The organism is uncultured Actinomyces sp. (assembly GCA_900541895.1).
In the GTDB taxonomy this organism is placed as follows: domain Bacteria; phylum Actinomycetota; class Actinomycetes; order Actinomycetales; family Actinomycetaceae; genus Pauljensenia.
The window spans coordinates 1-14451 of the sequence record UWSI01000040.1 but is presented as its reverse complement, the minus strand read 5'-3'; the positions used below and the strand labels follow the sequence as shown (position 1 = coordinate 14451).

Here is a 14451-nt window from a genome sequence, read left to right as displayed (position 1 = left end):
CCACAACACTCTTCAAAAGAGAGGGGGGGGTTGGAACACTGTTCCAAACCCCCCCCTCTTTCACCCACACGCGCCTACCAGGCAAACACAACACAACACACAACAGTCCTCCACCCCGTATCCATACACACGCGACTACCGTACGCGGTCGTTCTTTTAAGCTTGAACCCGCAGGCTCGCATAGATATTTCTTGCTCTTCGTGTCGGTCGGTTTTTCGCTTGAGCGATGAAAGCCACACGAGTTGCTTTTCCACAGCTCCTTATGCCCACTAGCTTCATTTCGCACAGCCCACTATGCTGGTTAGGTTCATAGTTTTAATTCAAGATAGGTGCGGTCATCGGACCCCAAGAAAGTAGGAATTGTGGCAGATAGGTTTGACTCCTCGCAGCGTCGTGGACGTGGTTCCCGTGGAGGCAACGGTTCGTACTCTCGCGGGGATTCCTCTCGTGGGCCGCGTCGTTTTGAATCTTCAGACCGCCGTAACGGTCGCGACGGTTTTTCTGGGGGCAACCGAGAAGATCGTTACGATCGTCGTGATGGTCAGCGTTCGGATCGTCGTTTTGACCGTAATGAACGCGGTGATCAGCGCGGAGGACGTCGTTTCGAGCGTTCTGATCGTGATTTCCGTTCTTCTGAGTATGGAGATCGTCGCCAGGGCGGTGAGCGTTCTGGCCGCTTTGATCGTGATTCGCGTGATTCGCGTGGTTTCTCTCGTGATCGTCGTGATGGTCAGCGTTCGGATCGTCGTTTTGACCGTAATGAACGCGGTGATCAGCGCGGAGGACGTCGTTTCGAGCGTTCTGATCGTGATTTCCGTTCTTCTGAGTATGGAGATCGTCGCCAGGGCGGTGAGCGTTCTGGCCGCTTTGATCGTGATTCGCGTGATTCGCGTGGTTTCTCTCGTGATCGTCGTGATGGTCAGCGTTCGGATCGTCGTTTTGACCGTAATGAACGCGGTGATCAGCGCGGAGGACGTAATTTCCGTGATACCCAACGTTCGAGCGCGCCGCGTTCGCGCGACGAATACACCGCTCCCAATGGTGACGAACCTACGATTCCCGCAGGCGTTTCTGCTGAAGAACTTGATAAAGATGCGCTTCGCGCACTGTCCACGCTTTCAGGAATCAACCGCGATATCGTTGCGCGCCACCTTGTGATGGCGGGCCAACTGATCGACCTCGATCCTGAGCTCGCATACAAGCACGCTAAAGCTGCAGCATCGCGCGCGGGGCGTGTCGATGTTGTTCGCGAGGCCTCGGCCCTTACTGCTTACGCCGCTGGCCACTACGAGGAAGCGCTGCGCGAGGTTCGCGCTATGCGACGCCTCCGTGGTGATCTTTCCTTGCGCGCCATTGAAGCAGACTGCGAACGCGGATTGGGACGCCCTGAGCGAGCCATCGAAATTATCGACCAGACTGATACCTCCCAGCTTGATCTTGCAGAACAAGTCGAACTAGTGCTTGTTTCCTCGGGTGCGCGCGCCGATCTGGGACAAAACGAAGTTGGCCTTGTCATCGTTGACGATGCGATCGCAACACTCGGCTCGGATGCAGATCCTGAATTCCTTCGCCGTCTGATGTCAGTTAAGGCAGATCGTCTTCGTGAACTCGGACGTGAAGAAGAAGCAGCTCAGGTGGAGGCTGAAATCCCAGAAGAGGAAGAAGACCCGGATATCGTCGATGTCGGCCTCTTTGCAGATGCTGATGTAGATGATCGTCGCTCACCTCTCAAGGGCTCGAAGGGTGCTCTGTACACCAACTTCGATGCAGCCCTTCTGGACTTGGATGGCACTGCGTACGCGGGCAAGCTTCCAATCGAACATGCGGCACAGGCTGCCGAAGAGGCTCGTGAAGCAGGTCTGAAGATTGGTTTTGTCACCAATAACGCTTCACGCACCCCCGCAATGATTGCTGCTCAGCTTGATGAGCTTGGGTTCAAGGCACAGCCGTCTGACATCATGACCTCTGCCATGGATGTCATTGCAGTGATGAGCGAACACCTTGATGAGGGTGCCTCAGTCTACGTTGTCGGTGGAGAGGGACTGCGTCAGGCACTTCGCGAGGCCGGTTATATCTTGGTTGAGAGCGCAGACGATCAGCCTGCAGCAGTCGTTCAGGGCTTTGATGCTTCGGTTACTTGGGCCCAGCTTACTGAAGCTGCTTTTGCCTTGGAACGCAGTGCTCAGTTCTTTGCAACCAATTTGGATGCCACGCTTCCACAGGAGCGCGGATTCGCGCTGGGCAATGGTGCACTAGTACGCGCAGTCAGCTATGCAACTCGCAAGCGGCCGATTGCTGCGGGTAAGCCGGAACCTGGAATCTACCAGCGTGGCGCAGAACTGATCGACAGTCAAAACCCGATCGCAGTCGGTGACCGACTTGAAACTGATATCCTCGGCGCGGTTGCCGCAGGTATTCCTGCGCTCCACGTGCTCACCGGCGTTCACGATGCCCGAGCAGTGATTTGTGCACCCCGTGGGCAGCGTCCAAGCTACCTCGCATTGGATATGCGCGGACTACTTGAAGAACATCCTTCGCCCAAGCACCATGCTGACGGAACGTGGACTTGCGGTATTTCCCAGGTTGCACGCCTGTGTCGTGATGGACACTTGACCCTTGACGATGTTGAGTTGCGAGAAGGAGCCGTCATCAGTATGGACTCCTACCGCGCTCTTGCAGCAGCTGCTTGGGATTCACCCTCAGAGATTGAGATTGTGTGCCCGACTTTGACGGTGGTGCCTAATGACGATCCTTCGGGTTACTTCGAAGCTCTCGATGTGCCTGTTGAGGAATCCGAAGAAGGTGTGATTCCCGAAGAGAATGTCTCAGGCGTGGCTGAAACCCTAGAGTTCCTCCCCGGTGAAGAAGACCTCCAAGAGCTTCTGGCTCAGACCAGCGATCTTGACGGAGAGGACGACTGATCGTGTCCTTAGAGGCAAGCGAGGCGGGCGGCTCATCATTGCCTGATAACTTTGATGAGCTTCCCGTCGCGCAGCAGATCGAACTGCTTCGACAGCTTGATCAGCGCCTTCGAGGTGAACTAGAAGGACGCCTAAGCTGATGAAATTACGGCGTATCGATTCTGAGCTTGTTCGGCGCAAGATGGTCCGTTCGCGTTCTCATGCGCAAGAACTCATTGCCCAGAGACGGGTTCTTCTTGATGGGCAGGTTGTTGAAAAACCTGCTCGTCAAATGGATCCAGCCCAGGCATTGGTGATTACTCAGGGCGATGATCCCGATTATGTCTCTCGTGGAGCTTTTAAGCTTGCGGGTGCCTTGGACGCATTGGGTGAACACGCGCCGATTGTTCAGGGGCGTCGATGCATGGATGCAGGAGCATCTACCGGCGGTTTTACTGACGTGCTTCTTCGACGGGGGGCAGCCAGCGTTGTCGCAGTTGATGTTGGTTATGGACAACTGGCATGGCGTCTTCAGAGTGATCCGCGAGTCGAAGTTATGGATCGAACCAATGTGCGCCTAATGAAGGCAGGCGATATCCTCCCAGCCCCAGAGCTGGTTGTTGGGGATCTCTCCTTCATTTCTTTGACACTCGTTCTTCCGGCCCTTGTGAGTGTTGCCGCATCCGGTGCTGACTTCCTCTTAATGGTCAAACCACAATTTGAGATTGGAAAAGATCGTTTGGGTAGCGGTGGGGTCGTGCGGAACCTTGACCATCACCGCGAAACTATTACTCGGGTGATCGACTGCGCACGAGGCCTCGGCTTGGGGATTGCCGCTGTTCAAGCATCTCCGCTTCCGGGTCCATCCGGGAACGTCGAGTATTTTGTTTCTATGCGTGCAAACCATCCTGAGGCCTTAGAGGATTCTCAGATCCCTGAATCGATTCAAAAAGCCATTGATGAGGGGCCTGCAGGACGCGGTGCTGGCACTCACTTGCACAAGAATGCATAGGGAGAGGGGTATTCATGAAAAGAATTCTCATGGTTCGGCACGTTCAACGCCCTGCTGCTATTGCCGCAACTGAAGTTGCAGTGCGTGAGCTCACGCAACTTGGAATTGAAGTTATTGGTGAAGATGAGGCAGAGAACCTCCCCAATGATCATGGGCCTGATCTGGTCCTAGCGATGGGTGGAGATGGCACCATCCTTGCGGCTGCTGAATCAGCTCGTCGCTTCAATATTCCCCTGCTCGGGATCAATGCTGGCCACATGGGTTTCCTAGCCGAGGCCTCGCCGGAGTCAATTCCCACTCTGATGCATCGCCTTGCGCTGGGGGAGTACCACGAGGAAAAACGCTCAACTTTGGATATTTCCATCAAACTCCCCGGTGAAAATCTCATCACCGATTGGGCGCTTAATGATGCGGTTGTGAAGCACACCGATCCCGCCCACCCTGTACACCTTGTATTGGTAGTCGATGGCCAGGACGTTTCAACATATGGTGCAGATGGAATGATCCTCGCGACACCCACGGGGTCGACCGCCTATTCTTTCTCCGCCGGTGGTCCGGTTGTGTGGCCCGATACGGAAGCTGTTGTGATTTCTCCGATTGCGGCGCATGGGCTTTTCACTCGACCGCTCGTTGTGGGTCCCGGGTCGACGATTGAAGTTGTGATTAATGAAGAGCATTGGAGTGCTCCTGAAGTCTGGTGCGATGGCCTCCGTCGAACGATTGCACCTGCCGGCACCTCAGTAGTCGCACGAGTATCACAAAATCCAGTGCGCCTGGTTCGAATGGAGCATACTCCTTTCGCTGAGCGTCTGGTGACGAAGTTTAACTTGCCTGTCCGTGGATGGAGGAACCCGGAAGGAAACGCCAAGTGATCGAGTCTTTGGATATCGAGAACCTGGGAGTTATTGAAAGCTCTCATGTCGATTTCGCTCCACGTTTTACCGTGCTGACCGGGGAGACAGGTGCGGGCAAGACTATGGTTCTTACTTCCCTTAACTTGCTTTTAGGGGGACGAGCCGACCCCCAGATCGTTCGTCAAAGCAGCGACGAAAATGCCTCTGATCGTGGAAGTGTTGACGGGGTTTTTTCGGTTCCGCGCACTCTTGCCGACGAACTAGAAGAGATGGGCGCACAGCTCGATGACGACCTCCTATATGTTTCGAGGACAATTCCGAGAAACGGACGATCGCGTGCTGCCCTCGGAGGACGCGCGATGCCGGCTGCTGCTCTCTCGAGGATCGTTGGTTCCCTTGTCACTATTCATGGTCAATCAGATCAGCTTCGTCTTCGTTCGACGAGTGCTCAACGAGAGGCTCTGGATTCCTACGGTGGAGACGAACACCAGAATCTGATCAATGAGTACAGCGCGGCGTGGAAGAAAGCCGTCGATCTTAGCTCGCGTTTGCGTGAACTGAGGCGTTCTTCGAGTGAGCGACAGGAAGAGATTTCTGAGCTTTCGAGCGCGTTGGCACTTTTTGATTCTCTCAAGCCTCAAGAAGGCGAAGAAGAAGAGATCCTTTCAAAGATTCAGCGCCTGACTAACACGGAAGATCTCCGCCGTCATGTTGGCACTGCTGTTGAGTTCCTTGATGGAGATGAAGATACCGATGGCATCCTCGATTTGATTGGTCGCGCTCTTGATTCGCTTCGGATGGGGGCGCGTGTGGACCATGCACTTGCCTCTATCGGACAGCGCTTTAAGCAGTCCTCAATGGAACTGGCCAGTGTCCGTGATGATCTAGCACACTACCTCTCAACTGTTGAAGCCGATCCCGAGGCCTTGGCGGCGTTGCACTCCCGCCGCTCCTCCCTACGTCAACTCATGGAGGGAAGAGCAAGTGATATTCCCTCACTTCTCGAGTGGGAGAAGAATGCGCGTTCACGCCTTGAAGCACTAACTGCACAACACGACAGTCCAGAGGTTGTGGAGAAGGAGCTTGAGAAAGCTCAAACACAGGTGCTCGTAGCTGGTGAAGCGCTGGCTCAGTCGCGCCGGCGATTGGCAGAAGAACTCAGTTCAAAGGTGACACATGAACTTCACTCTCTTTCGATGCCTGATGCGTCTTTTAGCGTCGATTGGGAGAAACACACCCCACAGTCTCATGGTCTTGAAGACCCTGTGATGCTCCTCCAACCACACCCGCAGGCACCGCCGAGGCCCCTAGGCGTGGGTGCTTCAGGAGGCGAACTCTCCCGCGTCATGCTTGCTTTAGAGGTGATTTTGGGGGAGTCCGACAGCGATGTCACCTTCATTTTTGACGAGGTTGACTCTGGAATTGGCGGGAAAACGGCAGTGGAGGTTGGCGCTCGTCTTGCTCGGCTCGCTGATCATCATCAAGTCATTGTCGTGACTCACCTTGCGCAGGTTGCTGCCTATGCCGATCATCATCTCTACATCGAGAAGTCGGATGGCCGAACCTCGATCCGCGTGCTTGGGGGTGAAGAACGCGCTGCTGAGCTTGCGCGCATGATGAGTGGGGATGCGCACTCTGAGGCGGCGCGCCGACATGCTTATGAGCTCCTTGGCCAGGACATGCCACAATCGAAGGCGTGACGGAAGAAAAATCAGGATTTTCAGGTAGCGATGCTACCTCGATTGAGGGACGTGTGTGGATCGCCAGAGACCTGCACCAGAAGGTACCTCAGCTCGACAACGGTGATTTTTTACTGATTGAGGACAACGATCTCACTCAGGCAGACGCGGAGCTTCTTATCGAAAGCGGCGCGAGAGTTGTGATTAATGCACAGCTTTCGGTAACCGGCCGTGTTCGAAGCCGCGGCCCCCAGGCCCTTCTTGACGCAGGCATAGTGCTAATTGATGATTGCGGACCAGATGTGTGGGCCCTTAAAGACGGCGATACGGTGAGGATCGTTGGTTCTGAAATTCAATGCAAGGGAAAACGAATTGCGCAAGGGAACCGATACGATTCCCGCTCACCGCTAGAGGATGAGCTTCCCAATGCTGATCAGACTCTCTCCGACCAACTTCAGGCTTTTGAAGCATCCACCGCGACATTCCTAGAAAATGAAGGCGCTGCGGTTCTTCACGGCGAAGGCTATCCGAAGCTATCGACCAAGATTGCGGGTCAACAGGTTCTTCTAGTTTGTGATTCCCCGCGGTCCAGCCAGCAATTGAAAGACCTCCGTCAGTGGATCCGTGACACGCAGCCTATTGTGGTCGCGGTAGAGGGTGGTGCGCTTCGCGCACGTCGTGCCCATCTAAAGCCGGCAATCATCGTCGGTGATATGACTGAAGTATCAGACAGAATCCTGCGTAGCGGCGCCGAGATTGTTGTTCCGCGTGCTCATGATGGTGATCAGGGGCGTGATCGTCTTAATCGTATGGGGATCGATTATCACCAGGTCGATCTCACTGCAGCAGCAGTTGATGTGGCGATCAGCGTTTTGAGTTTTATGGATCCTGCCGCAATTGTTGTTGCGGGGGATGCTCGCGAGCTTGAGGACTATCTTGAGCTCTCGCGTTCGGTTGTCACGCCCGCGTTCTTGATCCGTTTGCGAGCCGGTGATCTTTTAATTCCTGCGCAAGCTGTCAGCGCTACTTATCGAAGCCGTATCCGCGGTGGCTCGCTTTTCCTCTTGTCATGTGTCCTTCTAATCTCAATGGGTATTGCGCTCTGGTCAACTCCATGGGGACACGACCTATTTACCGGTGTGTGGGATTGGGTTTCGCACCTGTGGTCCCCAACGAATTCAGCAACCTCTGAGCTAGCCAACTGGGCTGGCGCACTCACTGCTTAAGGAAGATATCTCATGGTGAATTTTCGCTATCACATTGTTTCTTTGATCGCGGTGTTTGTTGCGCTGTGCCTAGGCGTTGTCCTCGGTGCGGGACCGCTTCAGTCGCGAATTTCTTCAGGTTTGGCGTCAAAGGCCACCACGGCCTCGTCAAACGAGGCGCTTGCACAGGCGCAGAACAACGGCAAGATCGAAGCGCGCGCAGTCTTCGAACTTGCACAGAGCCGAATCAATGGTTCCCTGAACGGGGTTTCGGTTGCGCTTGTGACGGTGCCGGGAACAGATGCTGCGGATGTTGACTCAATGCGTCAAACCCTCGGACAGGCTGGCGCGCAAGTTTCGGGCGAGGCAGAGCTAACGAATACGTGGCTGAGCGGAGATTCTGCGACTTTCCGTAGCACTTTAGCGACGCCGCTTGCCTCGCACTTGAGTGGTTTGCCAGCAGATGCGGGGGCCGAGGCAGTGATTGCGCAGGCAATCGTTTCTTCATTAACTCAATCCGGATCTGAGCCTGATCTTGTTAAGCAAATCCTCACGGGTGGAGACACCCCCGTTATGAAGATCTCTAAAGATCCTCAGGGCGGTGCTCAGGCAATCGTCGTTATTGGTCCCAGAGCAACTACGACATCTGCAAATGAGACTACGGCCGCAGCGCCTTTGGCCTCACAAGCATCATGGGAAGGCTTGGCAAAGATGATTGGAAATGCGCCGGTCGGTGGCGTTATTTTTGGTGATGCTTCAAGCGACCGTTCCACCATTAGTGCCCTACGTAATGCAAACGTTGCGGCAACTACGGTCGATCAGGTTGGAACGACACAGGGAACGATTTGCGCGGTCTTGGCCCTCAAGGATGCCCATGCAAGTGCGCGTTCCTTCGGTGTCGGTAGCGGCGCAACCTCGGTTTTCCCTCCCGCTCAGTGAGAGACAATAGAGCCGTGAATGAATTTCAAGATGAGCATGTCCCTGTTCAGCTAGTGTCGTCTCAAACTGTTTTCGAAGGAAAAGTCTTCGATATCCAACGTGATGAGCTCACTCTTGCACACTCTCAGCAACCCATTGTTCGTGAATACATGGGGCATCCTGGTGCAGTGGTCATCGTCGCGCTCCGTGGAGATGATGGCAATGAGGAAGTTCTTCTGGAACGCCAGTATCGTCATCCGGTCCGCGCAAAACTGTGGGAAGTGCCCGCCGGACTCCTTGATATTCCGGGCGAAGATCCGCTGATTGGTGCTCAGAGAGAATTGGCTGAAGAAGCTGATTTGACGGCAGAACGCTGGGACGTTCTTCTCGATATCTTCAATTCCCCAGGATGTTCGTCTGAATCAATTCGAATCTTTCTTGCGCGAGGCCTAGCGCCAACAGGTCAAACTTTTGACCGTGAGGATGAAGAAGCTGATTTTGAATACCAGTGGGTGAGCCTTGATGATGCCGTAACCGCGGCACTTGATGGGCGCCTTCATAATGCGTCAACTGTGTCTGCTGTTCTTGCAACAGATGCGGCGCGCCGTCGCGGCTGGCAGCTTCGAGGCCTGTCATCTCAATGGCTTCGTTAAGTAAAGGACCTTTGGCCTAAGACTTGTGATGCGAGTCGCGCAAATCGAGCCGTATTTCGCAACGAAAATGTTTCATAAAGAGCGTATGCTTTTCATGAGATTGAACAGTCGTGAATGTAATTCGCTTGGAGGGCAGCGTGGAGAGCAGTGATGCGCGCACCCGGCAGCAGGTACGTGACCTTGTTGTTGAGAAGGGGCCGGTAACCGCCTCGACAATTGCGCGCATTCTCGGACTGACGACCGCCGCGGTGCGTCGTCATCTCACCATCTTGCTTTCCGATAACGAAATTGCCGAGCACGAACCGGGACAGGTTGGACGACGCGGGCGCGGACGTCCCGCGCGACACTATGTTGCCACTGCTCGGGCGCACGAAAAACTCGCTGAAAGTTACTCAGACCTCGCCTCGAAAGCCCTTGGCTACCTTGGGCAAGTTGGTGGGGGAGAAGCGATTGATTCTTTTGCTGCAGCTCGCTCTCGAGAAATCGAAAGGCGTTATACGGCTACGGTCCGTGAGGCGGGTAGTGACCCGAGGCTGCGTGCACAAGCTCTCGCAGATGCGCTTACTGCAGATGGCTATGCAGCAACGGTTCGCGATATTGGTCGCGGTGGCTATGCTGTCCAGCTCTGTCAGGGGCATTGCCCAATTAGGCAGGTTGCAGGGGACTTCCCACAGCTGTGTGAAGCCGAGACTGCTGCGTTTTCGCGACTGCTCAATGTTCACGTTCAACGACTTGCAACACTTGCGAGTGGGGAACACGTGTGCACAACCAATATTCCGGTTTCTGCACCTGTCATCTCTCCCGCCGCGCGAGCTGCTCTTCGCAAGTAGCAGCGCATTACTAAAATAACCGAATTGACGAGGAAAAATATGACCCAGTCACCACCGGTCACCGACGCAACTACTCAGATGAGTGACGATGAGATTATCAGCTCTATCGGCGCATATGAGTACGGGTGGCACGATAACGATGACTATTCGAAAGATGTCCCCCTTGGTATTAACGAGTCGGTTGTCCGTTTTATCTCTGATGTAAAGGACGAACCGCAGTGGATGCGCGAACGGCGTTTGAAGGCGCTTGAATTATTCGAGCGTAAGCCAATGCCGACGTGGGGTCCTGATCTTTCGGGTGTCGATTTCGATGCCTTTAAGTACTATGTGCGCCCCACTGATCGTCAGGTGAATGACTGGGAAGACCTTCCCGAAGAAATTCGTGATACCTACGATCGTCTGGGTATTCCCGAGGCTGAGAAGAACCGCCTGGTTTCTGGCGTTGCTGCTCAGTATGAATCCGAGGTCGTCTACCAGCAGATCCAAGATGACTTGGAGAAGCAGGGTGTGATCTTCACTGACACCGACACTGGTTTGCGCGAGCATCCGGAGATTTTCGAAGAGTACTTCGGTAAATGCGTTCCGGCTGGAGACAACAAGTTTTCTGCTCTGAATACCGCAGCATGGTCTGGTGGTTCCTTCGTTTACGTCCCGCCGGGCGTACACGTGAACATTCCTCTTCAGGCCTATTTCCGTATCAACACCCAGGCAATGGGACAGTTTGAGCGTACCCTGATTATTGCTGATGAAGGTTCCTACGTTCACTACGTTGAAGGCTGTACCGCTCCTATTTACGATGAGAACTCTCTGCACTCCGGTGTCATTGAGATCTTTGTGAAGAAGGATGCGCGTGTTCGTTACACCACCGTGCAGAACTGGTCGACAAACGTGCTGAACCTTGTGACTCAACGTGCAATGGTCGACGAGGGCGGCACAATGGAATGGGTTGACGGCAATATGGGTGCTGCCATCACGATGAAGTACCCTGCGTGCTTCCTCATGGGTGAGCATGCTCGCGGTGAGACTCTCTCCATTGGTTTTGCTGGTCCGGGGCAGCAGCAGGACACCGGTGCAAAGATGGTTCACATGGCACCCCACACTTCTTCTTCGATCGTGTCGAAGTCGGTGTCTCGTGGTGGTGGCCGCACGTCCTACCGCGGTCTTGTTCAGATCAATGCACGTGCCCGTCACTCGAAGTCCAACGTGCTCTGTGACGCGCTTCTTGTGGACAAGGTATCGCGTACTGATACCTATCCCTACGTCGATGTCCGTACCGATGACGTCGAAATGGGACACGAAGCTACTGTTTCTAAGGTTTCCGCCGATCAGCTTTTCTATTTGATGAGCCGTGGTCTGGATGAGAACGAGGCGATGGCGACAATCGTCCGAGGCTTTGTCGAGCCGATCGCTAAGGAACTCCCCATGGAATATGCCCTTGAATTGAACCGACTCATTGAGTTGCAGATGGAAGGATCTGTTGGCTGATGACGACCCAAGAGACCGCTGCCCGTCCGCATTCTCACGGAGCGGGAGCACCCGTAGCACATTCATCCCGAGGCGATCGTCCCACTTCTTTCTCTCTTGAAGAGATTCCTGCGCCTCATGAGCGCGAAGAAGATTGGCGTTTTACTCCGCTTCGTCGAATTGAGAAACTCTTTGATCCGGGCTTCTTTGAGTCACAGCCCCTGGGCTTGCAGGTGAACGCACCTGCTGAAGTGACTGTTGAAGAGGTCGGGCGCGATGATTCGCGTCTGGGAACTGTTCTCGCTCCTGGCGACCGCACGTCGGTTGTTGCGTGGAATACTTTCACCCGGGCACAAATCGTCACTGTTCCTCCACGTACCGAGGTCACTGACCCCGTCATGATTGATATTGACGGTGACGAGCATGCCCGTGTTCAGCACCTGCTTGTCAGTGTTGGAAGCCAATCTGCCGCAACCGTTGTTATTAATCACCGAGGCGGCGGCGAAGGTGCGCTGAACCAGACCGTTGAGATTGAGGCGGGTGACGCCTCGGATCTGACAATCGTCTCAATTCAGGAATGGGACGACACCTACGTACACGCATCGAATCACCGCATTGCGATTGGTCGTGACGCTAAGGTTCGTCACATTGTGGTGAGCCTTGGTGGTGACCTCGTACGTATCTGCTCTGATACTGACTATCGCGGTCCCGGCGGCGAATTGACCATGCTCGGCCTGTACTTCGTTGACTCTGGTCAGCACCTTGAGCACCGAGTGTTCGTTGACCACTCGCAGCCCAATTGCTACTCCCGCGTGACATACAAGGGTGCACTTCAAGGGAAGGACGCACACTCAGTGTGGATTGGGGACTGCCTGATCCGTGAAGCTGCCGATGGAACCGATACCTACGAGCTCAACCGTAACCTTGTGCTGAGTGAAGGAGCGAAGGCCGACTCCGTTCCTAACCTCGAAATTGAGAACGGTGAAATCGTCGGTGCTGGACATGCATCCGCAACCGGACGCTTTGATGACGAACAGCTCTTCTACCTGATGAGCCGCGGCATCGACGAAGCTGATGCACGTCGTTTGGTCGTTCGTGGATTCTTCGCCGAACTTATTGAACAAATCGGCGTTCCGCAGGTTCAAGAACACCTGATGAACGCAATTGAAAATGAACTGGAACGCGCCGCTCTTGGCGCCTGAGGCTACACGACAGTAGGACGACAACTACAGTGCGGCGTCTAGCGCCGAAGAGGAGAAAAAATGTCGACTTTGACTATTAAAGACCTTCACGCATCCGTTGAGACCGCTGAAGGACCGAAGGAAATTCTGAAGGGCGTGAACCTGACCATTAACTCCGGTGAGATTCACGCAATTATGGGCCCCAACGGCTCGGGCAAGTCAACTCTTGCCTACGCTCTTGCAGGGCACCCCGCCTATGAAATTACCAGTGGCGAGGCTTACCTCGATGATGCTTCGATTCTGGACATGAGCGTTGATGAGCGCGCGAAAGCTGGCCTTTTCTTGGCAATGCAGTACCCGGTTGAAGTTGCCGGTGTTTCGGTTTCGAACTTCCTGCGTACAGCAAAGACTGCGGTTGACGGTCACGCACCCCAGATTCGTCAGTGGGTGAAGGACGTGAACCAGGCTATGGAGAATCTGCGGATGGATCCTTCCTTCGCAGAACGTGACGTTAATGTTGGCTTCTCCGGTGGTGAAAAGAAGCGCCTTGAGATTCTCCAGATGGAGCTCCTCAAGCCGTCCTTCGCGATCCTTGACGAGACCGACTCCGGCTTGGATGTCGATGCGCTCCGCATTGTTTCTGAAGGCGTTAATCGCGTCCACGGCAATACCGGCTGCGGAGTTATGCTCATTACGCACTACACGCGTATTCTGCGCTATATCAAGCCCAGCCATGTTCATGTTTTTGTCAACGGCCAGGTTGCAGCTCAGGGTGGTCCTGAACTTGCTGATGAGCTGGAAGAGAATGGCTACGATTCCTACCTGGAGAAGTGAGCTTTCTCGGTGACTGAAGACTTTTCGCTTCAAGAGCTCTCGCGACTGCGCGCCGACTTTCCCATCCTTGGGAGGGTCGGCCGCGGTGGCAACCCCATTGCCTATCTCGATTTCAGCGCGACTTCGCAAAAGCCTGTGCAGGTCATCGATGCGATCAGTAATTTCTACCGCACCAGCAATGGCGCAGTACATCGTGGGACGCATCTGCTGGGTGACGAGTCGACTGCTGCCTTCGAAGAAGGACGCTCGATTCTGGCTGATTTTATTGGTGGTCGTGCCAATGAGATCGTTTGGACAAAGAACGCAACAGAGGCAATTAATTTAGTTGCACTGGCAATGCGAAACGCATCGCTAGACAGTGCTGCAAAGCCCTCACCTGTCAAGCTTGCGGCGGGAGATAACATTGTTATTACCCGAGCGGAACATCATGCAAATCTAGTTCCATGGCAGCAGCTCTGTGCTGCAACCGGGACGGAGCTTCGCTGGCTCGACCTTCATGAAGATGGCCGGATTGATTGTGAGACTCTTGGGGTAATTGATGACCACACGCGTCTGGTTGCCTTTACACACGTGTCGAACGTGACCGGTGCTGTTTCTCCTGTTGAGTCGATTGTTTCGCGTGCACGTCAATGCGGTGCTCTTGTGCTTCTTGATACCTGTCAGTCCAGTGCGCACATGCCGGTCGACGTCAGGGAACTCGGAGTTGATTTTGCGGTCTTCTCCTCGCATAAGATGTTGGGCCCAACCGGTATCGGAGCGCTGTGGGGGAGAGCCGAGCTTCTTTCACAGATGCCGCCCGTTCTGACCGGTGGTTCGATGATCGAGGATGTCACCATGGAATCCTCGACCTTTATGCCGGCCCCCGAGCGTTTTGAAGCCGGTAGCCAGCCGATTGCCCAGGTCGCTGGGTGAATGGCACAA

At 54.5% G+C, this 14451-nt stretch carries 12 protein-coding genes and 1 pseudogene; all 13 read left to right on the top strand.

The annotated features are described in order from the left end of the window. Positions 1 to 362: 362 nt before the first annotated feature. Positions 363 to 2921 (top strand): HAD-IIA family hydrolase, encoded by a 2559-nt coding sequence (locus QZR18_RS07805; RefSeq protein ID WP_295910866.1) that lies wholly within the window; start codon positions 363 to 365, stop codon positions 2919 to 2921. Between the two features lie 2 nt (positions 2922 to 2923). Beyond that, positions 2924 to 3061 (top strand): hypothetical protein, encoded by a 138-nt coding sequence (locus QZR18_RS07800; protein WP_178705207.1) that lies wholly within the window; start codon positions 2924 to 2926, stop codon positions 3059 to 3061. Then, the gene (locus QZR18_RS07795) at positions 3061 to 3912 is read left to right on the top strand and encodes a TlyA family RNA methyltransferase (RefSeq protein WP_178705210.1); all 852 of its coding nucleotides are present in this window, start codon (positions 3061 to 3063) and stop codon (positions 3910 to 3912) included. Before QZR18_RS07800 ends, QZR18_RS07795 begins: the two co-directional genes overlap by 1 nt. Positions 3913 to 3926: 14 nt before the next feature. Then, entirely contained in the window at positions 3927 to 4784 is an 858-nt protein-coding gene (locus tag QZR18_RS07790) for an NAD kinase (protein WP_178705213.1), read from the top strand. Next, positions 4781 to 6466 carry a DNA repair protein RecN gene (gene recN / locus QZR18_RS07785; protein ID WP_178705216.1) on the top strand — a complete coding sequence of 562 codons (1686 nt, stop codon included), beginning with the start codon at positions 4781 to 4783 and terminating at the stop codon, positions 6464 to 6466. Before QZR18_RS07790 ends, recN begins: the two co-directional genes overlap by 4 nt. Next, positions 6463 to 7671 carry a putative cytokinetic ring protein SteA gene (steA, locus tag QZR18_RS07780; protein ID WP_178705219.1) on the top strand — a complete coding sequence of 403 codons (1209 nt, stop codon included), beginning with the start codon at positions 6463 to 6465 and terminating at the stop codon, positions 7669 to 7671. Before recN ends, steA begins: the two co-directional genes overlap by 4 nt. A gap of 12 nt (positions 7672 to 7683) precedes the next feature. Further along, positions 7684 to 8589: a copper transporter gene (locus tag QZR18_RS07775; RefSeq protein ID WP_178705222.1), complete on the top strand. Its 906-nt coding sequence runs from the start codon at positions 7684 to 7686 to the stop codon at positions 8587 to 8589. Positions 8590 to 8603: 14 nt separating this feature from the next. Continuing rightward, a complete protein-coding gene (locus QZR18_RS07770) occupies positions 8604 to 9221 on the top strand; it encodes an NUDIX hydrolase (RefSeq protein WP_295910861.1) in 618 nt (205 codons plus the stop codon). A 137-nt stretch (positions 9222 to 9358) separates the two neighbouring features. Then, entirely contained in the window at positions 9359 to 10051 is a 693-nt protein-coding gene (locus QZR18_RS07765) for a metalloregulator ArsR/SmtB family transcription factor (protein ID WP_178705228.1), read from the top strand. A 39-nt stretch (positions 10052 to 10090) separates the two neighbouring features. Further along, positions 10091 to 11536, top strand: coding sequence for a Fe-S cluster assembly protein SufB (sufB, locus tag QZR18_RS07760; protein ID WP_009409520.1), 1446 nt, complete (start codon positions 10091 to 10093; stop codon positions 11534 to 11536). After that, positions 11536 to 12717: a Fe-S cluster assembly protein SufD gene (gene sufD / locus QZR18_RS07755; RefSeq protein ID WP_178705231.1), complete on the top strand. Its 1182-nt coding sequence runs from the start codon at positions 11536 to 11538 to the stop codon at positions 12715 to 12717. Before sufB ends, sufD begins: the two co-directional genes overlap by 1 nt. 60 nt (positions 12718 to 12777) lie before the next feature. Further along, entirely contained in the window at positions 12778 to 13530 is a 753-nt protein-coding gene (sufC, locus tag QZR18_RS07750; protein ID WP_009409518.1) for a Fe-S cluster assembly ATPase SufC, read from the top strand. 9 nt (positions 13531 to 13539) lie between these two features. Further along, positions 13540 to 14436 (top strand): annotated as a pseudogene (locus QZR18_RS07745) (aminotransferase class V-fold PLP-dependent enzyme); the annotation flags it as partial. Positions 14437 to 14451: the final 15 nt, after the last annotated feature.